At 63.7% G+C, this 20,820-nt stretch carries 27 protein-coding genes and 1 tRNA gene; 18 read left to right on the top strand and 10 right to left on the bottom strand.

Annotated elements, in window-relative coordinates; genetic code table 11:
* Positions 1–12: 12 nt before the first annotated feature.
* Both XH79_RS11315 and XH79_RS11310 read right to left on the bottom strand, forming a co-directional pair.
* Positions 13–507, bottom strand: coding sequence for a hypothetical protein (locus tag XH79_RS11315; RefSeq protein ID WP_271581775.1), 495 nt, complete (start codon positions 505–507; stop codon positions 13–15).
* 169 nt (positions 508–676) lie between these two features.
* On the bottom strand, positions 677–949 hold the full coding sequence (locus tag XH79_RS11310) for a hypothetical protein (RefSeq protein ID WP_212336723.1): 273 nt from the start codon (positions 947–949) through the stop codon (positions 677–679).
* 312 nt (positions 950–1,261) lie between these two features.
* On the opposite strand from XH79_RS11310, the gene XH79_RS11305 reads away from it, so the two are divergent.
* Entirely contained in the window at positions 1,262–1,597 is a 336-nt protein-coding gene (locus XH79_RS11305) for a GYD domain-containing protein (RefSeq protein WP_212336721.1), read from the top strand.
* A 95-nt stretch (positions 1,598–1,692) separates the two neighbouring features.
* On the opposite strand, the gene XH79_RS11300 is transcribed toward XH79_RS11305, so the two are convergent.
* A complete protein-coding gene (locus XH79_RS11300) occupies positions 1,693–1,995 on the bottom strand; it encodes a hypothetical protein (protein ID WP_183239317.1) in 303 nt (100 codons plus the stop codon).
* A 539-nt stretch (positions 1,996–2,534) separates the two neighbouring features.
* Between XH79_RS11300 and XH79_RS11295 the strand changes: the two genes are divergently transcribed.
* The 4 genes from XH79_RS11295 (at position 2,535) to XH79_RS11280 (ending at position 4,602) form a co-directional block, all read left to right on the top strand.
* Positions 2,535–2,831, top strand: coding sequence for an HU family DNA-binding protein (locus XH79_RS11295; RefSeq protein ID WP_063683643.1), 297 nt, complete (start codon positions 2,535–2,537; stop codon positions 2,829–2,831).
* Positions 2,832–3,472: 641 nt separating this feature from the next.
* Positions 3,473–3,610 (top strand): hypothetical protein, encoded by a 138-nt coding sequence (locus tag XH79_RS11290; RefSeq protein WP_212336719.1) that lies wholly within the window; start codon positions 3,473–3,475, stop codon positions 3,608–3,610.
* A 169-nt stretch (positions 3,611–3,779) separates the two neighbouring features.
* Positions 3,780–3,920, top strand: a complete 141-nt coding sequence (locus tag XH79_RS11285) for a hypothetical protein (RefSeq protein ID WP_271581697.1) — start codon at positions 3,780–3,782, stop codon at positions 3,918–3,920.
* Positions 3,921–4,404: 484 nt separating this feature from the next.
* A complete protein-coding gene (locus XH79_RS11280) occupies positions 4,405–4,602 on the top strand; it encodes a hypothetical protein (RefSeq protein ID WP_271581696.1) in 198 nt (65 codons plus the stop codon).
* Between the two features lie 11 nt (positions 4,603–4,613).
* Here the strand turns inward: XH79_RS11280 and XH79_RS11275 are convergent, their stop codons facing one another.
* Together XH79_RS11275 and XH79_RS11270 are read right to left on the bottom strand one after the other, a co-directional pair.
* Complete coding sequence (locus XH79_RS11275; protein ID WP_271581695.1) at positions 4,614–4,739, bottom strand: hypothetical protein; 126 nt, start codon at positions 4,737–4,739, stop codon at positions 4,614–4,616.
* 77 nt (positions 4,740–4,816) lie between these two features.
* The gene (locus XH79_RS11270) at positions 4,817–5,047 is read right to left on the bottom strand and encodes a hypothetical protein (RefSeq protein ID WP_271581694.1); all 231 of its coding nucleotides are present in this window, start codon (positions 5,045–5,047) and stop codon (positions 4,817–4,819) included.
* Positions 5,048–5,342: 295 nt separating this feature from the next.
* Here XH79_RS11270 and XH79_RS11265 point away from each other — a divergent pair, with 295 nt between their 5' ends.
* Entirely contained in the window at positions 5,343–5,627 is a 285-nt protein-coding gene (locus tag XH79_RS11265) for a hypothetical protein (protein ID WP_212336714.1), read from the top strand.
* 68 nt (positions 5,628–5,695) lie between these two features.
* On the opposite strand, the gene XH79_RS11260 is transcribed toward XH79_RS11265, so the two are convergent.
* Positions 5,696–5,860, bottom strand: a complete 165-nt coding sequence (locus tag XH79_RS11260; RefSeq protein WP_164933808.1) for a hypothetical protein — start codon at positions 5,858–5,860, stop codon at positions 5,696–5,698.
* 396 nt (positions 5,861–6,256) lie between these two features.
* On the opposite strand from XH79_RS11260, the gene XH79_RS11255 reads away from it, so the two are divergent.
* From XH79_RS11255 to XH79_RS11240, 4 genes are all read left to right on the top strand, one after another.
* Positions 6,257–7,018, top strand: a complete 762-nt coding sequence (locus XH79_RS11255; RefSeq protein ID WP_271581693.1) for an SIR2 family NAD-dependent protein deacylase — start codon at positions 6,257–6,259, stop codon at positions 7,016–7,018.
* A 198-nt stretch (positions 7,019–7,216) separates the two neighbouring features.
* Entirely contained in the window at positions 7,217–7,879 is a 663-nt protein-coding gene (locus XH79_RS11250) for a cold-shock protein (protein WP_271581692.1), read from the top strand.
* Positions 7,880–8,011: 132 nt separating this feature from the next.
* The gene (locus XH79_RS11245) at positions 8,012–8,497 is read left to right on the top strand and encodes a DUF192 domain-containing protein (protein ID WP_212336708.1); all 486 of its coding nucleotides are present in this window, start codon (positions 8,012–8,014) and stop codon (positions 8,495–8,497) included.
* A 96-nt stretch (positions 8,498–8,593) separates the two neighbouring features.
* A tRNA-Pro gene (locus tag XH79_RS11240) sits at positions 8,594–8,670 on the top strand.
* 52 nt (positions 8,671–8,722) lie between these two features.
* Here XH79_RS11240 and XH79_RS11235 read toward each other — a convergent pair.
* Both XH79_RS11235 and XH79_RS11230 read right to left on the bottom strand, forming a co-directional pair.
* Positions 8,723–8,944 carry an RNA-binding protein gene (locus tag XH79_RS11235; RefSeq protein ID WP_271581691.1) on the bottom strand — a complete coding sequence of 74 codons (222 nt, stop codon included), beginning with the start codon at positions 8,942–8,944 and terminating at the stop codon, positions 8,723–8,725.
* Positions 8,945–8,983: 39 nt separating this feature from the next.
* On the bottom strand, positions 8,984–9,436 hold the full coding sequence (locus tag XH79_RS11230) for a hypothetical protein (RefSeq protein WP_271581690.1): 453 nt from the start codon (positions 9,434–9,436) through the stop codon (positions 8,984–8,986).
* A 971-nt stretch (positions 9,437–10,407) separates the two neighbouring features.
* Between XH79_RS11230 and XH79_RS11225 the strand changes: the two genes are divergently transcribed.
* Positions 10,408–10,602 carry a hypothetical protein gene (locus XH79_RS11225; protein ID WP_211408071.1) on the top strand — a complete coding sequence of 65 codons (195 nt, stop codon included), beginning with the start codon at positions 10,408–10,410 and terminating at the stop codon, positions 10,600–10,602.
* A 127-nt stretch (positions 10,603–10,729) separates the two neighbouring features.
* Here XH79_RS11225 and XH79_RS11220 read toward each other — a convergent pair whose 3' ends face one another.
* Positions 10,730–11,902: an OpgC domain-containing protein gene (locus tag XH79_RS11220; protein ID WP_271581689.1), complete on the bottom strand. Its 1,173-nt coding sequence runs from the start codon at positions 11,900–11,902 to the stop codon at positions 10,730–10,732.
* A gap of 258 nt (positions 11,903–12,160) precedes the next feature.
* On the opposite strand from XH79_RS11220, the gene XH79_RS11215 reads away from it, so the two are divergent.
* The 3 genes from XH79_RS11215 to XH79_RS11205 all read left to right on the top strand — a co-directional run bounded on the left by XH79_RS11215 (position 12,161) and on the right by XH79_RS11205 (position 13,781).
* Complete coding sequence (locus XH79_RS11215; RefSeq protein ID WP_271581688.1) at positions 12,161–12,466, top strand: ETC complex I subunit; 306 nt, start codon at positions 12,161–12,163, stop codon at positions 12,464–12,466.
* 309 nt (positions 12,467–12,775) lie between these two features.
* A complete protein-coding gene (locus tag XH79_RS11210; protein ID WP_271581774.1) occupies positions 12,776–13,267 on the top strand; it encodes an Lrp/AsnC family transcriptional regulator in 492 nt (163 codons plus the stop codon).
* 217 nt (positions 13,268–13,484) lie between these two features.
* Positions 13,485–13,781, top strand: a complete 297-nt coding sequence (locus XH79_RS11205) for a DUF3551 domain-containing protein (RefSeq protein ID WP_212336702.1) — start codon at positions 13,485–13,487, stop codon at positions 13,779–13,781.
* Between the two features lie 96 nt (positions 13,782–13,877).
* Here the strand turns inward: XH79_RS11205 and XH79_RS11200 are convergent, their stop codons facing one another.
* Positions 13,878–14,906 carry an AraC family transcriptional regulator gene (locus tag XH79_RS11200; RefSeq protein WP_271581687.1) on the bottom strand — a complete coding sequence of 343 codons (1,029 nt, stop codon included), beginning with the start codon at positions 14,904–14,906 and terminating at the stop codon, positions 13,878–13,880.
* Positions 14,907–15,017: 111 nt separating this feature from the next.
* Here XH79_RS11200 and XH79_RS11195 point away from each other — a divergent pair, with 111 nt between their 5' ends.
* From XH79_RS11195 to XH79_RS11180, 4 genes are read left to right on the top strand one after another with little or no spacing between them, the layout of a single operon-like run.
* On the top strand, positions 15,018–16,190 hold the full coding sequence (locus XH79_RS11195; protein WP_333938870.1) for an isovaleryl-CoA dehydrogenase: 1,173 nt from the start codon (positions 15,018–15,020) through the stop codon (positions 16,188–16,190).
* A 24-nt stretch (positions 16,191–16,214) separates the two neighbouring features.
* Positions 16,215–17,819: a carboxyl transferase domain-containing protein gene (locus XH79_RS11190; RefSeq protein WP_271581686.1), complete on the top strand. Its 1,605-nt coding sequence runs from the start codon at positions 16,215–16,217 to the stop codon at positions 17,817–17,819.
* Between the two features lie 4 nt (positions 17,820–17,823).
* Positions 17,824–19,827 (top strand): acetyl/propionyl/methylcrotonyl-CoA carboxylase subunit alpha, encoded by a 2,004-nt coding sequence (locus XH79_RS11185; RefSeq protein WP_271581685.1) that lies wholly within the window; start codon positions 17,824–17,826, stop codon positions 19,825–19,827.
* A 1-nt stretch (position 19,828) separates the two neighbouring features.
* Positions 19,829–20,740, top strand: coding sequence for a hydroxymethylglutaryl-CoA lyase (locus tag XH79_RS11180; RefSeq protein WP_271581684.1), 912 nt, complete (start codon positions 19,829–19,831; stop codon positions 20,738–20,740).
* The last annotated feature ends 80 nt before the right edge of the window (positions 20,741–20,820 follow it).

Genomic DNA, 20,820 nt, shown 5'->3' with positions numbered 1-20,820 from the left:
ACACCGCATGCTTTAGCGCCTTGATCCGTCCTTGCCGCGCCGGGCCTCCTCGGCCTCGTCCACGAGCTCGAGCGCGGCGCCGTCGTAGCTCAGCTTCAAGCCGCGGCCGACGATCCATATCCAGCCCTCGCGGGCGTCCTTCGTTGGCTGGGCGTTGAACTGGTCGGAGATCGATTTGACGGCGGCGTCCTGCGGCCCCGGATTGCTCAGCTCCGCATGGACGCGCCAGATCGGATGCCTGGCGTCAACGTCGTCGCTGTCGATCGTGAGCTTGGCGCCATCGACTGCGCATTCGAGGGTGAAGGAGTCGCGAAGCTGGCGGCAGCGGTAGCGGCGTTGCGTGACGACCTTGTTGGTCTCCTCGAATGTCATCCCGGGCGAGAAGCCGAGGATGTCGGACTTTTTCAAATTGGCCAGCGCCGTCGGCTTCAAGAAGCCTGGCTGGATCGCCACGAGGACGGCAACGGCAACAACGATCAGACCGGCGATAACAATGGCAATCTTCATCAGCCCCTCGCGAGAAACATCCGACCATACAACAGCCGGAGCATCCTGCCAGTCGGGCCTGGGGTCATCATGATGGGATCGACGCGTGACAGTGCGCGCAATTGACAATGGCCGCGCCGCCTTGCGGGGAGCGACGCGGCTGGGCAGCAAGCCCTACAGGAGACCCGGCTTACTTCATGTTGCTGCGCGTCTTGGTGCCGCCCTGGTCGCTGCCGGGGCCGGAGCCGCCCTGGCCGGATGCATCGGGCCGCACCATTCCGCTCTTGTCCATCCGGTCGCGGCTCATGCCTGTCGTGCCCGTGCTGGTCGAGCCCTTGTGCGTCTTGGTCATGCCGGGCTTCTGCATGTTGTCGGACTGCGGGGCTGGGCCGGTCTGGGTCTGGGCGAGGGCGGAGCCGCACATCAGGCCGAGCGCGGCGGCGACAGCGAGGATCTTCTTCATCTCGAACTCCCGGTTGGTTGTGTTGGCCAACGGGAATAAGGAAGCCGCGTTCCTAACAGCGGGCCTTCAGGCGCAAGAAATTCTCGGGAGGTTTGTGGACACCATTTTGGGGCGACCTTCGAAACCGCCTTTCACAGGCCTGCTCGCTGAGGTATGTTCCATGCGAGCCGCCAACGAGGTGTGCCGAAACCTCGTCAGTACCTGGCGGCGTTTATGCCCACGGCGGGCAATGTACTCCATCCATTTTAGATCCACCGTCGCGACGATCAGCTCGTCACGATGCGCGTCTTTAATTTCAGAACGGAGTAAGCCATGCATTTCTGTCTCACAGGGCAATATACGCCGCGCGCGCTCAATGCCATTCTGGAAAATCCCACGACCAATCGCCAGGAAGCGGCGAGGAAGCTGATCGAAGCGGCCGGCGGAAAGCTGGTCTCGATGTACAGCGTCGCGGCCGACGGCCCCGGCGTTCTCGTGATCTTCGACGTCCCTGATCCCAGCGCGGCGCCGGCTATCTCCGGCCTCACCGTCACGGCGGGCACCTTGCAGAACGTGAAGCTGATGCGCCTGTTCACGCAGGACGAGATCAAGCAGGTGCGGCAGAACGCGGCGAAGCTGCGCTCGTCCTACAGCGCACCCGGCAGCTGATCGTTCGCACCGCCTTGCGCACCATGCGAGGCCGCGGACCGCCGCGTCGAGCGGCGGTCTCGCGAACTCATTCTCATGTCTGCCTCGCGCCGCAGCTACGCGGCAATCCGCTGCGCGACGGGGGTGGTCAGGTATTTGAGCGCTTTCGCATGTTCGAGATCGGGAACCGCGATGGCCGTGTGGCTGTAGATCGCATGGGTCCGCGAAGTCGCGATCCTGTCCAGGATCTCCTTGCCCTTGATGACGTGCAGGCCCATGCCTTCCGCGGACGGGAAGATCGCCAGCACCACGTCATAAGCCGCGATCACGGTTCTCAGCGCCTCGGCCTTGTCCTCGGCGACATCGACAAACACGCGAACATCGGCTGCGAGTTCACGCAGCTCGTCAAAATTCAGCACTGTGGGGATACTCCAACGCAACGATACCTAATGAAGCTTGGATGCGTTGGGTTACTGAAGTCTCAACAACGCGCAGCACATCACAAGTTTCACGGTGAGGTGACTCCTTGGAGGCATCGGTGGACAGCTCGCCCGCAGCCCATCCTTCGAGACGCCCGCCGATGGCGGGTCCTCAGGATGACGGCGGGGTACGCGGCAGCAATTTCAACGGGGCCGACGCTGCTTAGCCTCATCCTGGGGAAACCGCGAAGCGGCCTGAAAGTCATCACATTGCTCGCGGCGGCGGCGATGCTGCCGGACGCATCATCGCCGTGTCGCGGCTGATATGGCGCGCGAGCTCTCGACCAACGGGGGGCGGGCGGCAGCAAAAAGTGACGGGATTCACGTGAAACTGCGGCTTGCGTTTTCGGCTTCGATGGGTTCTAAGCCCCGTGACTTCCTGACCTCCGGCATGAACACGAAGCGCGCTGCGCGGCTTTGTCATGTGCCCGGCAAGTGACCTCACAGCTCACGCCCACCCAATCCAGAGGATTTTTGACATGGCGAAGATGACCAAGACTCAATTGATCGATGCGATCGCCGAGGGCACGCAGCTTGCGAAGAACGACGTGAAGTCGGTCATCGAGTACATGGCCACCGTCGGATACAAGGAGCTCAACGAGTCCGGTGAGTTCGTTATTCCCGGTTTCGTGAAGATGTCGGTCGTGAACAAGCCGGCGACCGAAGCGCGGATGGGCATCAATCCCTTCACCAAGGAGCCGATGCAGTTCGCGGCCAAGCCGGCGAGCAAGTCGGTCAAGGCCTCGCCGCTGAAAGTGGCCAAGGACTCCGTCTGATCCGGCGCTGACGCGCTGCCTTGCGTGCCGGACGAAACGGCACGCGGGACGGCGGCGCGATCGTCCTCGCTAAAAGCGAAAACCCCGCCTGGGGGAAGCGGGGCTTTCTGGTGGGGGAAGCTTGGGGGAAGCTTCAACTAGTTAGACGCGCCAGCCTGCCAAAGGTTCACGGTCTGACGGAAAGACTGTGCTCAGCGAACCGCGATCGCGAACAGTCCCGCGAGCGCGAGGATCATCCACAGCATTTGAGAAGCGCGCAGAAGGGGCTTCACGGCGCCTGCGCGCAATTCGGCGTGGGACGGCGTGAGCCGCGTTTCAGAGCGCTTCGCGTCAGCCGGCAGTGCAAAAGAAAAACCCCGCGCGATGCGCGCGGGGCTTTCCAAACTGACGGCGATGGGATTTCAGCGCCTGGCCGTCAGTCATACCTCTAACTTAAGGTTGAAAATCCAAAATGCAACAGCGCCGCGGCGACGGAGTATGTTCGTCACGCGGCGCTGCTATGTGACTGGGCGCTGAAATCCCCAGCCTTCATGAGTCTGCGCAGCGCCCGGAAGGTTCAAGACTATTGCGCGGAAATCTCGTGGAAGGGCTGGACTTCTTGTTCTCTTTTTGTTCTAGTCAGGTCACCTTGGAGGTGACTCATGACCGTCGAAAAGCAGCGCGAAGTGATCAGGCTCTGGAACAAGCTCCGGAAGGTCGAAGGCCCCGCCGCGGAGGAACTCCGCATCCAGATCCTCGAATGCTTTTCGCAGAAGGGCACAGGCAAGCAAGCGGCTTGACGTAGGTTCGGCCAACATCGACGACATCCGGCAGGCGCGGCCCCGTTCTGGCGCACGCTCGATCGGTATCGTGCGAGGGCGCGTCCGTCTGCTCGCCGCCCGTCGTTTAGGAACGATCATCCTGCACCAGCGTTCGCGCAACATGACATGCCCGCGATGCGCAAGGCCGATGACGGCAAGCTCGGCCAACAGCTTTCGATGCGAGCCCTGCCGCGAGATCGTCATCGTGTTTGCGGTCGTCTCGACATTCGTGCCGCCGAAGATGTCCGCCACGGACGCAGCGACGCCGCGCGACTTCATCGATCGTTAGCAAACGCTTCGCACTGATTTTCTCGACTCCGATTCGTTCTTCGAGAACGAAATGGAGTCGGATGCAGAACATTCGCGGCTGTCCGGATTTCCATGCGAAAGCCAAGCCGGCCGTCAGTCTTGCATTCAGTCTTGTCAGTCTTGCATGTGACGCCGCGAACGCGAATGGGTCGCCGCGGTCGGCATCGGCGCGCGTGATCCACACCTCTTGTTAAGAGTTGCTGTGCGCCGATTTCTTCGATTCCGATTCGTTCTTCGAGAACGAAATGGAGTCGAAGCTGGAACAAAGCCGGATGGCAAATGCGGGACATCGAAGAGCTCGCAGGGCAACGGCGCGTGCTGCCCAAACAGCTAACGAAAGCTTGCGCGCAAGCCGATAACCCTATTCGGTTAGGTTAAAAGCCCAATCGCGTTGCGATTACTGCTGCTTGGAGTAGGTGTTCTTGCAAGGACAAGAACGACTTTGCCAAGAAGCAGCTTTTGACATGACGCCATTTTCAGAACCATCCTTTTATCAGGGCGACCGGCACACCTACCGGCGGGTCGCCATCGTCGGCTCGCTGTTCTGCCTCGCTTTCGTGGTGATCAGCTTCTCGCTGCGGCCGCAAGCCGAGGACATCCGCGTGGCGGTCAAGGCCGACAGGCTCGTGCGCACGGCGGGCCAGGCGCCGCACGCCAATTAGCGCTCGGCCAATTAGCGCTCGTCAGTGTGGATCGGGTCGGTCCCGGACGCATCGCTGGACGAAGCGCCGCAGGTCGCAAGCGCCACGAAGCCGGCGAAGCCGGACAGGTTGAGCAGAACTTCGAGCCAAGCGGGCATGTCGGGCCTCGCATTTCGTCAAGACAACCTCAACGTGCGCGAGGGGCGCTTGTTCCGCGCGCGCGAAAAAAATCCGGCTAGAGCCGGGAGGAGGGGTCGAGCCGCCGGCCGAGGGTCGCGACGGACTCGGATGAGGGCTGCTTCCTCAGGAACTCGGCGATGGCCCGCGCAAGCTCGCCGTCGCTCATCGGCGTCGGCGGCGGGCGCAGCGTGCCGACACCAAAATTGCGCACGATCTGCTCAAAGTGCTGATCATCGGATTTGGGAACGAGCCTGCGGATACGGGCCAGCAAAGCGGATATGGGCAATCCTTCCTCCTCGGCATCCGCCCCGCTGGCAGTCGTTATCGTCCGCTGCCATTTGCTCCCGTGGAACTGTGCTCCCGTGGAACTGAAAACCCCGCCAGCATCGCGGAGGATACTGACGGGGCTTCCGTGCTTTTGCCTCTACCGGATAGCGGAGGCTCTGCACTTGCAGACTTAATACCAGCGACGGGATTTCGTTCCGCCTTCATGGCCATTTTTTTGACGGCCCCCGGTTCCGCCCTGCGCGCAACCATCGCAGGCGGCCTGCGTTGTGCTTCCTGTTGCGAAGGAGGAGATCATGAAGAAGACACTGGCAGTTCTCGCCACCGTCGCAGCCGTCGGCGTGACCGCGATCGCGGCGCCTGCACCCGCCGAGGCGGGCGGACGCGGCATCGGGCCGGGCCTCGCATTCGGCCTTGCCGCCGGCGCGATCACCGCGGGCGCAGTCGCCGCCTCGCGTCCGTACGGCTATTACGGTCCGGGCTACGGCTATTATGACGGGCCGGCCTATTATTACGGACCGGGCCCGTACGCCTATTACGGCGGACCGTACTACCGGCGCCACTACTATCGCCACTGGTAACGGTCCAACAACGCGAAAAGCCCGGAGCGATGCTCCGGGCTTTTTCATGCGTATCGATCAAACATGCCTTACGGCCAGAGCGAGGGCCGTTCCACCTTGCGGGCATTCTCGAGCGTCGAGACGAAATACTCTTCGCGTTCGCGCTTGAACTTCTCCTGGGTGGCACGGAAGGCGGCGACACGGGCGGCGATCTCTTCGCGTTCGCGGATTTTGCGTTGTTCGTCTTCGGTCATGTCCATCCCCTCTGTTCGCACTTGGACTTCGTCTACGGGACTCAGTTTACATGCGGACTCAAGCGCTGCCGCCGCATCGCACGCTGAGTCGCATTCACATATGCATTGGCGCTTCTGATTGGGGCGTCAATGGGGAGGAGGCATTGCAGGATTGTGATAGGCGATGGTCGGAAATAATTGCCGAGTGCGTCTCTCTCCGCAGGCTGCTCCACGCGTTTGTTCGCTGTTGATAAGAGCGTCAACAATCTTGCCGCTTGGCTGCGCGCAGCTGGCGAACGGCAGCTTGACGCACACCGAATCTGCCGCAGGGCAGGGGCGCGCCTGACGAGAGACGATGGCAACCTCCGGCGCGGGCCATGCTATAGAGCCGTGCTCGAAAGTCAGGATGGCTGGCCCATGATTGCATCAGATCTTCGCAGCGGCGTCGAACGGTTAGGCGACATGATCGCCGAGGCCAGGACCATCGTGCCGTTCACCGGTGCCGGCATCTCGACCGAATGCGGTATCCCCGACTTCCGCTCGCCGGGCGGAATCTGGACGCGCTACCGTCCGATCGAGTTCGGCGAGTTTGTCGCGAGCCAGTCAGCGCGCGATGAATCCTGGCGCCGCCGCTTTGCGATGGAGGAGGTTTTCGCGGCGGCAAAGCCCGGCCGCGGCCATCGTGCGCTCGCCGCGCTCTACCGTGCCGGCAAGATTCCGGCGGTCATCACCCAGAACATCGACAATCTGCATCAAGCCTCGGGCTTCGCCGCCGAGAGCGTGATTGAACTGCACGGAAATACCACTTATGCGCGCTGCATCGGATGTGGGCAGTCCTATCAGCTCGACTGGGTGAAGCGACGATTCGACGAGGACGGCGCCGCACCCAACTGTACCGTGTGCGACGAGCCGGTGAAGACGGCCACGATCTCGTTCGGCCAGATGATGCCCGAGGATGAAATGCAGCGCGCTACCGAGCTGTCGCAGCATTGCGACCTCTTCATCGCGATCGGTTCCTCGCTCGTCGTATGGCCGGCGGCGGGCTTTCCGATGATGGCGAAGAACTCCGGTGCACGTTTAGTGATCATCAATCGCGAGCCGACCGAGCAGGACGACATCGCCGATCTCGTCATCCGCCACGACATCGGCGAAACCCTCGGGCCCTTCGTCGGTAATTGAGGCGTTAGTTTGATTCGCGGCTGTGCAAGCTGTTCATAGGTTCCGGCGAATCTCTTTTTTGTCTATGCGCCGCAACCGGGAGTGTTATCTTTTGAGTCGAAAGATTCGCGTCGCGTCGAATTGAGAACATTCTCTTAAGACGCGTGATTCGGGCGCCGCCAATTTGGCGGGTTGCATGGCAGTGTGGGGTCCGGGGTTATGGGGTCGTCGGACGGATTTGAGTCGAAAAAACTTGGAGTTCCCGGACAGGGCACTTCGCCGGGGCGCTTGACGCCGGGCGAGCATAGTGGCGCTGGCCGCGACAGTGCACTCAGCCCGTTCACCGGACTGGGTGAGGCCAGCGCCAATCTCGTCGAGGTGAACGGCGTCATCAAATGGTTCGACGCCTCCAAAGGCTACGGCTTCATCGTTCCCGACAACGGCTGGCCCGACGTCCTCCTGCACGTTACCGTGCTTAGGCGCGACGGCTTCCAGACCGCCTATGAGGGCGCGCGCATCGTCGTCGAGTGCATCCAGCGCGCCAAGGGTTATCAGGCATTCCGCGTGGTCTCGATGGACGAGTCGACCGCGATCCATCCGGCGCAGATGCTGCCGCCGCGCACCCATGTCACGGTCACGCCGACCAGCGGGCTGGAGCGAGCCCAGGTCAAATGGTTCAACCGGTTGCGCGGCTTCGGCTTCCTGACCTGCGGCGAGGGCACGCCCGACATCTTCGTGCACATGGAGACGCTGCGTCGCTTCGGCATGACCGAATTGCGCCCCGGCCAATATGTGCTGGTCCGCTTCGGGCCCGGCTCCAAGGGCATGATGGCGGCCGAGATCCATCCCGAGACCGGATCGCCGGGCTTGCAGTCGCACTAGCAGGACACCAATTCCCGCAATCGTGAGCAGAGGCGCGCTGGCAGGCCGGCGCGCCTCTGGCTTTTCCGGCGGTCGCCGCGTAGGACTGTTCCATTCCCCACGCCTCGAGTGCCATCCCCCATGCGTTCCGCCATGAATTTCAATCGACGGCCCTTCCGGTTGCTGGCCGGGACCTGGCTCGCCGCCATCCTCGTCATCGCCGGCTTTGCCGTCGCGAGTGCGCCCGCCGGCGCCGCGAGCTTCCAGCCGCTCGAGATCGTCACGAAGAACGGCGTGCAGGTGTTCTCGGTGGAGATGGCGACGACCGAGGAGGAGAAGCAGACCGGCCTGATGTACCGCAAGGAGCTCGCCGACGGCAAAGGCATGCTGTTCGACTTCAATCCCGAGCAGGAAATCTCGATGTGGATGAAGAACACCTATGTCTCGCTCGACATGATCTTCATCCGCGCCGACGGCCGCATCCTGCGCATTGCGGAGAACACCGAGCCCTTGTCGACCAAGATCATCTCGTCCCGGGGACCCGCCCGGGCGGTTCTGGAGGTGGTGGCGGGAACGGCGCAGAAATACGGCATCCGCCCCGGCGACCGTGTCGGCCACCCCCTGTTCGGCAGCAAATAGGGTCGCCCAGGAGGGCCTTTGCCAGCCTTGCTGGCGCCGGTTTGTAAGCTTGCTGGCGCCTTTGGAAGCGTGTATCGACGGGGCTCGCCGGACATTCGGGGTATAGCGCAGCCTGGTAGCGCGGCAGTTTTGGGTACTGCAGGTCGTTGGTTCGAATCCAGCTGCCCCGACCAGTCCCGGTGTCGATGCCTCGAAGGGAGGGCCTGACGGCCCGCTAGCGTCCCATCAGAACAGCATCCAATCGACGAGCCGCCAGGCGATCCAGGCGAGGGCGCAGATCCAGCCCAGCATGACGATCCCCGCGATGCCGAGGCCACAGAGCGCGAACAGTGAGCTTCCGCTCTCCGATGCCTCGGAGAGTTTCTCGGTCGTATCGATCTGGCTCACTGCGCCCCCTTGCCTTGCGGCCTTCTCTTCATTGGTCTCTGCTCGGTCGAAGAAATTCACCGGCCGCGCTCCAGCTCACACGGACGTGAGACGAGATGACTATCTATCCATGAGAGCGCGCGGCTGATCGCAGCCGCTCGCGGATCCCGGACAGGTGGGAAGAAGCTGCAACGCGCATGGCGGCGTTTGGTTGCTGCGGTCGAGGCGGGAAAATGAGTGGCGCGCCGAATTTTTCACACATCCAGCGCCTGCTTCACTGGCCCGCCGCGTTGAAGCGGAGAGGCGGTTACGCAACCGGCGTTGCGTCCGAGGTTCCTTCGAGGTTTTCATGTCGATCAGTGCGATTGCATCAGCCAGCGCGGCGGTGACGACGACCCCGTCGACCGCCACGGCGTCGTCCTCAGCGGCTTCTTCGACATCGGCGGCTTCGTCGACTTCGGCCACGTCATCGACGTCGGCGACATCGTCGTCGCAATCGGCGGGCGGAAGCTCGGGATCGGGAGGCAGTGGCGGCTCGGCCAAGACCATCGTCAGCGAGGTCTCGATCACCATCGATGGAGTCACCACCACCACGATCACCTATTCCGACGGCACGACGGAGGTCGAGACGTCCGCGAGCGCGCAAGCTGGTCAAAGCGGTCAGGCCGGACAGACCTACAACGCGCAAGGCGCGCTCGGCGCCAATGCCCAGAACGCATCTGGCAGCGCGTCGTCCAGCGCCGCCGCCAGCGCTGCGGTTTAGCCCGGGTTGATCGCCGAGGCAGGGCTGGCGCCCATGGTGTCCTGAAGCGCTCGCACCAGGCATGTCCGAAGCCGGCCAACGCCCTGGTGCTCATTGTGTGCATGGCACGACTTCGGCGCGACTTTTCAGGGTGTTGGCGCGGGATTGCCAAAGATTCATCGAACCTTTGGCTGGCGCCACAGACATATGGGTGTTGGGGATTTCAGCGCCCAATGCCTAAACGGACGCCGCCAAGCGATGATATTCCGCTTGTGCGGCGTTGCGCTTTTCAGACCTCACTCATTTGGATGCCGCTCATTTCGGAGCAGTCCAATCAGCTCGACGCGTGCCAGCCGGGCGGAAACGGCACGAGCGGCCAGACCATCTGGTTGTCGTTGGCGGGCTTTGGCGGTTCCTGAACGGACGCCCTGAGTAGTGGGGCAGGCGGTACCAATCGCACCGCCAGGCGCAAACATACACAATGCAAGCTCATCGCGGTCGTCCCCGCCGGTAAGTCATTTTTCAAAAATGCAATGTCAGTTCAAAATCACTGCACGTCCGAAAAGGCGCGCTCATCTCAAATCGCGCATGCATTCTAGAAAAACCCGCGTCGGGTTTCAACCGGTTCGGCCATCCGTCCGCGGCAGGTAAGGTTGATCGGTTAGGTTAAGGGCGAGCGGTTGTTGCGGCCGTCTCAGTGGGCGTTATCAGATCAGTCCCGGCTCGCGATGGGCTGCCTGAAACTCGTGCTCACACAAGATCACAGTTCGTCGCGGCGCGCGCATCTTGTGAGTTTTGCGTCATGTCTTTCGATCGCAACTTAAAAACGGTCAGCACGCAGTCGAGCTGGACCGAAATCTGGCACCTCTGGACCGTGATCGTGCCACGCCGCTCGATCAACGGGCAGCTCGTTTACGGCAAGGTCTGGCGCCGGCACGACGGCCGCGACTGGATCTACAAGAAATTCACCGAGTTCGACGGCGAAGAGGCGGCCTAAAGCATGATCCGGAAAAGTGAGAAGCGGTTTTCCGGAAAGATCATGCGCAAACAACAATCCAAAGCGCGATGACGATTCATCCAAATCTCATCGCGCTTTAGCCGCCGTCTCTCTCAGGCAGCCTCTCTCAGGCCGCCCTTGCCTCTGCCGCCGGCTTCGCCGGCGGCGGCTTCAGCGGCTTGTCCTGCTTCTTCGACCACGAGATGTAATAGGCGACGGTCGTCATGATCGCGATGCCGGCGATGCTGACGAAGAGCTGCGCGAACAGCGAGCCCGAGCTCATCGACAGTTCGAAATGGCCGACGAAGGACAGGAATACGCCGACGCAGAACACCGCGAGCGACTGCTGGCCGCACACGATCAGCGGGTCGAACACCTTCCATTCCAGGCCCGGCCAGTCCTTCGGCACGAAGCGGATCACCAGGATCACGATCACGACGAAATGGAGGAAGCGGTAGGGCGCGAGGTTGGTCTTGTCGTTGGGGTTGAAGGCCGAGAACAGCCATTCCGGGAACATGCCACCGAAGGTGGGGAAGCGGCCGGCCATGGTCATGACCAGCGCGAACAGCATATAACCGAGGCAGAGCCACAGCGTGATCGGCGAATTGATCAGCGTCATCGAGCGCCGAGCGCCGCCCATCGCGCACCAGGCGCCGAACACGAACAGCACCTGCCAGCAATAGGGGTTGAAGTACCACTGACCGGCCGGATAGGCCGTCAGATTCCAGCCGAACTGGCGTGCGGCGAGCCACAGCACGATCGACAGCGCCATCGTCAAATCGGGCTTGCGCAGCATGAACCACAGCACCGGCGGAAACAGGCCCATCAGCACGATGTACAGCGGCAGCACGTCGAGATTGAGCGGCTTGAAGCGCAGGAACAGGCCCTGGCGCAACGTCTCGGTGGCGTTGTCGACGAGGCCGGCGACGTTGAACTCGTTGATCATCTCGGAATCGCCGAAGCGCAGCGCGAGATAGCTGATCGATGCGATGTAGATCACGAACAGGATGATGTGGGCGACGTAGAGCTGCCAGACCCGCTTGGTGAGGCGGGTGGCGCCGACGATGAAGCCGCGTTCCAGCATCATCCGCGCATAGACGAAGGAGGCGGTGTAGCCGGAGATGAAGACGAACAGGTCGGCGGCGTCGGAAAAGCCGTAATTGCGCGTCGTGATCCAGTTCACGACGTTGTCGGGAATGTGGTCGAGGAAGATCGCCCAGTTGGCGACGCCGCGAAACAGGTCGAGCCTGAGGTCGCGGCCTTTCTCGGGGAGCGTTGCGCTGACGTTCAGGAAGGCCATGCGACGGGAGCTTTCGAAGGAGGCGGACAGGCTGAGGTCAGGGATGCAGTGCCGCCGGGTGGGATCCCGGCGCGGAGGGCGGGTACGCAATTGTCACGGTGCAGCATAATGACTATACCGTCCTGAGGGTCGCCGGGGGCCGGAATCACCGATCAGTTTCCGACTGGTGTCTCTATACTATCCCTGAGGTTTCCACCAACTGCCACCCTGACGCAGCGAAATCGAACGAAAAGACGAAAAACGAGGCCCGGACCACCCATGACCGCACGCATTTTCAAGCCCGCCAAGAACGCGATGCAATCCGGCCGGTCCAAGACGAAGGAATGGCAGCTGGACTACGAGCCGGAGCAGCCGCGCGCGGTCGAGCCGCTGATGGGCTGGACCTCGTCGGGCGACATGAACCAGCAGATCACCCTGCGCTTCCACAGCAAGGAAGAGGCGGTCGCCTATTGCGAGCGCAAGGGCATTGCCTACCAGGTCATCGAGCCCCAGGATTCGATCCGCCGGCCGGTCGCGTATGCGGACAATTTCTCGTTCCGCCGCGGCGAGCCCTGGACGCACTGATCCTCGGCAAGCTCTGTCGGCACGTCATGCCCGGGCTTGTCCCGGGCATCTGCGTTTTGGGACCCCATGAGCTCGGCCTGCATTGTTCGAGACGCCCGCTTTGGCGGGCTCCTCACCATGAGGGTCTGAAATCTCGCCGCGAAGCGTGACCTCGTCCTGAGGGCCCGCCGGAGGCGGGCGTCTCGAAGGATGGGCCGCAGGCAAGCTTCCCGCCACGCTTTTCCAGCCTCCGGGAAGCCCAAGGTGGTTGGCACCAATCTCACTCCGTGCTTCGCTGCCTCGCATGACACGACCATGGCGGGGTGGGGTATGGCGGGGCGTGACCAGCTCGACGGCGTCGATCTGAAGATACTTTCCGAGCTGCAGCAGGACGGGCGGGTTCGCAACAACGAGCTGGCGCTGCGCGTCGGCGTCTCCGCGCCGAACTGCCTGCGGCGGCTGAAATCGCTGTTCAGCCGCGGCGTGATCCGGGCAGTGCGCGCCGTGATCGACGAGCGGCTGCTCGGCTATGAGGTGGTGTCGTTCGTCTCGATCCAGCTCGGCAGCCAGGCGCAGCCGGTGCTGGAGGCGTTCGAGAGCTCGATCGCCGCGATCCCGCGCATCCAGCAGTGCTGGCGGATTTCGGGCGACACCGACTATCTCCTCAAATGCGTCGCGCCGAGCGTCGAGAGCATGCGCCAGCAGCTGCTGCATTTCGCCGCGATGCCTGACGTCAAGAACGTCCGCAGCTTTCCGGTGCTGGGCGTCGCCAAGGACGTGCCGCTACCGCTGCAAGAGGCGGTGGTGCCGGCGATCAGTTGATTCGAATTCTCCCGGACCGATCGATCGGCGATTTCACAAAAGACGAATTATAACACTGAGTAACTCACCTAACTGTGACATGTGATTTGGGAAGTCCTGCAATGCGCTGAGCCGTGATTGTCGGGTCCTGTGCGCCGCCTAGATGCAAGGTGTGACCCTCAGCCTGCGTCGCATGCCGAGGACTCTTTTGTGGGACCCTGAAGCAGGAAAAGACAACATGACATCGAACTCGAAGACGTTCGCGGCTTCCGCTGCGACGCTGTTTGCGTCTGCGTTTCTGGTTCTGACCGCGCCGGCTGCGCAGGCAGAGGACTACTGCATCACCAACGGCGCCCAGGCCGCTCACGGCTGCGGCTATCCGACGATGGAAGCCTGCCGGGCTGCTGCCGGTGGCATCGGCGGCATGTGCTCGCAGAGCGGCGGCGCCAAGGCCACCAACGACGCGCTCGCTTTCCAGCCGAAGCAGGCCAAGCACCCCAAGCTTCGCGCGGGCGCGCAGACCAACTCGAACTGACGCCTGACATCAGGAGTTTCGAAAAGTTGCGGCCTCCGAGGTTGATCTCGGGGGCCGTAAGTTTGTGATAGCGAGGCAACGTCGCTCGCCGGCGCGTCACCGATAGCGCCCTCGAAACTCGCGCGGGGAGGCGCCGGTCCAGGTCCGAAAGGCCCGCGAAAAGCTCTTTTCGTTGCGGAAGCCGGCGATCTCCGCGATCCGCTTGATCGGGGTGCGGCCGCGCATCAGCTCCTGTTTGGCCAGCTCGAACTTTGCTTCTTCCTTGAGATCGCGCAGCGAGGTGGACTCCTCGCGCAGGCGGCGATGCATGGTGCGGGTCGAGAGCGCGAGCTCGCTTGCGACGTCCTCGGCACCGAGAACCCGTCCGCGCGCATTGCGCAGCACGCGCCGCACGCGTTCGACCAGCAGGCGGTCGCGCCGGTAGGGCAGCACGGTCAGCCTGAGCGCGCCCTTGAGCATGTTGTCGAGATCGGCGGCGCTGCGGGTCAGCGGCAGCGAAAGATAGTGCTTGTCGAAGACGATGCGGGCATGGGCCGCATCGAAGCGGATGGTCCGGGAGAAGATGGTCGGATAGACCGAGACGTGGCCGGGCTCGGGAAACGGAAATTCCGCGGCGCGGAGCGCGATCCTGGAATCCACCGCCCAGCAGGAAAAGCCGAGCACGTAGCGGAGCAGGGTGACCAGGCAGAATTCGCGGAAAGCCCCGAGATCGCGCAGCTCGCGGATGGTCACGGTCGCGGTTTCCTCGCCGACGGCGAGATCGAGCAGCACATCCTCGGTGAGCAGGCGGTGATGCCGGCACCAGCGCTTGAGCGCGACCTCAAGCGTTGGCGCCGTGATCGAGGCGCGGCACAGCATGCCGTAGGTGCCCCATGGCAGCCGGCGCGAGAACCAGCCGAGCGCCTCGTCGTCGAGCTCGCGCATGGCGTGGCCGGCGAGGGCCTCGAACTGGGCCGCGGTGACCCGCCCGTCCGGAGAATTGACAAGGTCCGGCGCTACCTGGCCCCGGCTGAGGGCCTCGGCCGGATCGCGGCCGTATCGCTCATAGGCGGCCACCACGCCGCGAACAAAGGCGGCGGGGGTCACGGCGCGGCGCGGGACTGCGGTTGCGGCTTGAAAAGTCATTGGAACTCCGTCCGAAAAATCCTCGCCAAGTTTGGCGGAAAATGCAACCTTTTCGACCGCAAGAGGGCCCGCTCCCCGCTAGGTTCGGTCTCAAATTACGGAGGAATCGCCTTGAACATCCCGAGCATCGATTTCGATCTGGGCGAAGACATCGGCATGCTGCGCGACACGCTCCGCGCCTTCGTGGAGGCGGAGATCACCCCGCGCGCGGCCGAGATCGAGAAGGCCAATCTCTTTCCCGCAGACCTCTGGAAGCGCCTTGGCGACCTCGGCCTGCTCGGCATGACCGCCCCGGAGCAATATGGCGGCTCCAACATGGGCTATCTCGCCCATATCGTCGCCATGGAGGAGATCTCGCGCGGCTCGGCCGCTGTGGGGCTATCCTTCGGCGCCCATTCCAACCTCTGCGTCAACCAGATCCGCCGCAACGGCAACGATGCCCAGCGGCAGCGCTACCTGCCCAAGCTGATCTCCGGCGAATATGTCGGCGCGCTCGCGATGTCCGAGCCCGGCGCCGGCTCCGACGTGGTCTCGATGAAGCTGCGCGCCGACAAGCGCGGCGACCGCTACGTGCTCAACGGCTCCAAGATGTGGATCACCAATGGCGGCGATGCCGACGTGCTGGTGGTCTACGCCAAGACCGATCCGGAGGCCGGCCCGCGCGGCATGACCGCCTTCCTGATCGAAAAGGGTTTCAAGGGCTTCACCCACGGCCAGCATCTCGACAAGCTCGGCATGCGCGGCTCCAACACCTATCCGCTGTTCTTCGACGAGTGCGAGGTCCCCGAGGAGAACGTGATGGGCAAGGTGGGCGAGGGCGTCAAGGTGCTGATGTCCGGCCTCGACTATGAGCGCGCAGTGCTCTCCGGCGGCCCGCTCGGGATCATGGCGGCGTGCATGGACGCGGTGGTGCCCTACATGCACGAGCGCAAGCAGTTCGGCCAGCCGATCGGCGATTTCCAGCTGATGCAGGGCAAGCTCGCCGACATGTACGCGACCTGGCAGGCGACGCGGGCCTATGTCTATGCGGTCGGGCGCGCCTGCGACCGCGCCGACCATGCGCGCAGCTTACGCAAGGACGCGGCCGCCGCGATCCTCTATTCCGCGGAGAAGGCGACCTGGATGGCCGGCGAGGCGATCCAGGCGCTTGGCGGCGTCGGCTACACATCCGAATTCCCGGTCGGCCGCCTCTGGCGCGACGCAAAACTCTACGAGATCGGCGCCGGTACATCCGAGGTGCGCCGCATGCTGATCGGCCGCGAACTGATGGCCGAGACGGCTTAAATCTTTCACCTCATTGGAATCAACATGCCGCTCCATTCCAGCATCGATCCTTCTTCGTCGGACTTTGCGCGCAATTCCGAGGCCATGCGCACCCTCGTCGCGGACTTGCGCGAAAAACTCAGCCAGGTCGCCGGCGGCGGCGGCGAGGCCTCGCGCAACCGCCATACGTCGCGCGGCAAGATGCTGGCGCGCGAGCGCGTCGACCTGCTGGTCGATCCCGGCACCTCGTTCCTGGAGCTGTCGCCGCTCGCGGCCTACGGCCTCTATGGCGGCGACGTGCACTCGGCGAGCGTCGTTACCGGCGTCGGGCGCATCTCCGGCCGCGAATGCGTGATCGTCGCCAATGACGCCACCATCAAGGGCGGCACCTATTACCCGATGACCGTGAAGAAGCATCTGCGCGCGCAGGATATCGCGCGCCAGAACAACCTTCCTTGCATCTACATGGTCGATTCCGGCGGCGCCTTCCTGCCGCTGCAGGACGAGATCTTCCCGGACGAGCGGCACTTCGGCCGGATCTTCTACAACCAGGCGCAGATGTCCTCCCAGGGCATTCCGCAGATCGCGATCGTGATGGGCTCCTGCACTGCCGGCGGCGCCTATGTGCCCGCCATGTCGGACGAGAGCATCATCGTGCGCAACCAGGGCACCATCTTTCTCGGCGGCCCGCCCCTGGTGAAGGCTGCGACCGGCGAGGTCGTGAGCGCGGAGGAGCTCGGCGGCGCCGACGTGCATTCGCGGCAGTCGGGCGTCACTGACCACTATGCCCAGAACGATGCCCATGCGATCGGGATCGCCCGGCGTATCGTGGGCACGCTGAAGCCGTCCACGCGGCCGAACCTCAACATGCATCCGCCGCGCGATCCGCTGTTTGCCGCCGAGGAGATTTACGGCGTGGTGCCGGTCGATGGCCGCAAGCCGTTCGACGTGCGAGACATCATCGCCCGGGTCGTCGACGGCTCCGAATTCGACGAGTTCAAGAAGCTCTACGGGACGACGCTGGTCTGCGGCTTCGCCCATATCTGGGGCTATCCGGTCGGCATCATCGCCAACAACGGCATCCTGTTCAGCGAGAGCTCGCTGAAGGGCGCGCATTTCATCGAGCTGTGCTGCCAGCGCGGCATTCCCCTGGTGTTCCTGCAGAACATCACCGGCTTCATGGTCGGCAAGAAATACGAGGCCGGCGGCATTGCGCGCGACGGCGCCAAGCTCGTGACGGCGGTTGCCACCGCCTCGGTGCCGAAATTCACCGTCGTGATCGGCGGCTCGTACGGCGCCGGCAACTACGGCATGTGCGGCCGCGCCTACTCGCCGCGCTTCCTCTGGATGTGGCCGAACGCGCGCATCTCGGTGATGGGCGGCGAGCAGGCCTCGATGGTGCTGAGCCAGGTCCGCCGCGACAATATCGAGGCCAAGGGCGATAGCTGGTCGAAGGAAGAGGAAGATAAATTCCGGGAACCCATCCGGGCGCAATATGAGAGTCAGGGACATCCCTATTACGCGACCGCGCGCCTGTGGGACGACGGCGTGATCGATCCGGCCGACACGCGCCTCGTGCTCGGCCTTGGCCTCTCGGCGGCGTCGAATGCGCCGATTGAACCGACGAAATTCGGCCTGTTCAGGATGTGATGCGATGGACCGCTCAAAGCTCTACCGCCGTTTTCGCACCCTCCTGATCGCCAACCGCGGCGAGATCGCCTGCCGCGTCATCCGCACCGCCCGCGCCATGGGCCTGCGCACGGTCGCGGTCTATTCCGAGGCTGATCGCGATGCGATGCATGTCGCGCTCGCCGATGAGGCCGTGCTGCTCGGGCCGGCACGCGCCCGCGACAGCTATCTCAATGTCGAGCGGCTGATCGAGGCCGCGAAAAAAACCGGCGCCGAGGCCGTGCATCCCGGCTACGGCTTCCTGTCGGAGAATGCCGAGTTCGCGCGGGCCTGCCTGGACGCCGGGCTGGTGTTCGTCGGCCCGACCGCCGGGATGATGACGGCCATGGGCTCGAAGTCCGGCTCGAAGGAGCTGATGGAGAAAGCCGGCGTGCCGCTGGTGCCCGGCTATCACGGCGAGGCCCAGGACGAGGCGACGCTTTCGAAAGCCGCCGACAAGATCGGTTTCCCCGTTCTGGTGAAGGCCTCCGCCGGCGGCGGCGGCCGCGGCATGCGCATCGTTCGCTCGGCCGCCGAGCTCGGGCCTGCGATCGTCAGCGCCAAGCGCGAAGCCCTGGCAGCGTTCGGTGACGACCGCATGCTGATCGAAAAATATGTCGACAATCCCCGGCATATCGAGGTGCAGATCATCGGCGACAGCCACGGCAATCTGCTCTCGCTATTCGAGCGCGAATGCACGTTGCAGCGCCGCCATCAGAAGGTGATCGAGGAGGCGCCGTCGCCGACGCTCAATGCGACCCAGCGCGAGACGGTCTGCGCCGCGGCGCGCAAGGCCGCCGGCGCGGTGGACTATGTCGGCGCCGGCACCATCGAGTTCGTCTCCGACGGCAAGGACGTGTTCTTCATCGAGATGAACACGCGCCTGCAGGTCGAGCACCCCGTGACCGAGCTGATCACCGGGATCGACCTCGTCGAATGGCAGCTCCGCGTCGCCTTTGGCGAGGCGCTGCCCTTGAAGCAGGACGAGATCAAGCTCAACGGCCACGCGATCGAAGCGCGCGTGTACGCGGAGAACCCGACCAAGAACTTCATGCCCTCGGTCGGCAGGATCTCGACCTGGCGTCTGCCCGCGGAGACCGGCGGCTTGCGCATCGATGCCGGCTATCGTAAGGGCGATACGGTCTCGCCGTACTACGATGCGATGCTGGCAAAAACGATTGCGTGGGCGCCGACGCGGGACGTTGCGATCGACCGCCTCAACCGCGGCCTGGAAGAGTCCGATGTCCGCGGCATCGTCACCAATATTCCGTTCCTGTCGGCGCTGATCACACACCCGAAGGTGCGCGCGAATGCGATCGACACCGGGTTCATCGAGCGCGAGCTGGCGGTGCTGACGTCCGCGGCGCCGGCGCCGGGCGAGCTCGAGCTGTGCGCTGCGGTCGCTGCGATCGTCAACGAGGAACGGCAGGCCGCGCAGGTCGAGGCGAGCTCTCCGTGGCAGACCTTTGGCTGGCAGCCGGTCGGCCGCCGCCAGCGCAGCTTTGCCTTCCGCGTCGGGCATGGAACGGAGCAGAAGATTGTTCTGAACTACGGCGGCGGGCTGTCCACGCTGGTGATCGGTGAGCGCGAGCTGGCGTTCACGATCGCGGCGAAGGACGGGGGCTTCGATCTTACGCTCGACGGCGTCAAATCGTCAGTTGCAGCCGTGATCGATGGCCATGAGCTGTATTTGCGCACGCGCAACGGCCGCTTTGACCTGCACTGGGTCGATCAGTTCGGCGGCGAGACCGAGGAGCATGTCGGCGAAGACAAGATCGCCGCGCCCCTGCCGGGAACCGTCGTCGCCGTGCTGGCCGAGGAGGGCGCCAAGCTGGAGAAGGGCGCGCCGATCCTGACGCTTGAAGTGATGAAGATGGAGCAGACGCTGCGCGCACCCTATGCCGGCGTGCTGAAGTCGATCAGGTGCAAGGTCGGCGACATCGTGCAGGAGGGCGTCGAGCTCGCCGTGGTCGAACCTACGGGGGAATGAGATGAGCGATCCCGTCCGCATCATCGAGATGGGGCCGCGCGACGGCCTCCAGAACGAGAAGACGCCCGTCAGCGTCGAGGCCCGCATTGCCTTCATCGAGGCGCTGGTCGGAGCTGGCCTGGATACGGTCGAGGTCGGCGCCTTCGTCTCGCCCAAGGCAATCCCGCAAATGGCGAGCTCGGATGCCGTGCTGCGCGGCGTGAGCCACATCAAGGGCGCCGAATTCCACGTGCTGGTGCCGAACGAGAGGGGCTATGACGCCGCCCGCGCCGCGGGCGCCAAGGTGGTCTCCGTGTTTGCGGCGGCCTCGGAAGGCTTTTCGCGCGCCAACATCAACTGCACGGTCGCCGAATCCATCGAACGGTTCAAGCCGGTGCTGGCCCGCGCCAAGGCCGATAGCGTGAAGGTGCGCGGCTATATCTCCTGCGTGCTCGGCTGTCCCTTCGACGGCGAGATCAAGCCGAAGGCCGTCGCCGATCTCGCGAGCACGCTGTGGGAGCTCGGCTGCTACGAGATCTCGCTCGGCGACACCATCGGCGTCGGCACGCCTGATAAGGCGAAGGAGATGCTGCGGGCGGTAGCCACCAACATCCCGCCTGCAAAACTCGCGATGCATTTCCACGACACCTACGGTCAGGCGCTCGCCAATCTCTATGCCGGCCTGGAGGAGGGCGTCCGTGTCATCGACGCCGCCGCCGGCGGCCTCGGCGGCTGTCCCTACGCGCCGGGCGCGACCGGCAATGTCGCGACCGAGGATGTCGTCTACATGCTCGAAGGCATGGGCGTCAGGACGGGCGTCGACATGGTGAAGCTGCTGGCGGCGACGAACGCGATGAGCGTCGTGCTGGGCAAGCCGCCGGTGAGCCGCGTGGCGTCCGCGCTGAACGCGAAGAAGAAGCGAGTGAGCTCGTAAGCTTCGTAGGGTGGGTTAGCTTTGGTGTCTCAGGAGGTTGTCCATCTGGTCTGAACCGAGGAAGCTGAGGTTGCGAAGCT

Source organism: Bradyrhizobium sp. CCBAU 45389 (genome assembly GCF_028128625.1).
Lineage (GTDB): Bacteria > Pseudomonadota > Alphaproteobacteria > Rhizobiales > Xanthobacteraceae > Bradyrhizobium > Bradyrhizobium liaoningense_B.
This window is presented reverse-complemented; position numbering and strand designations above follow the sequence as displayed.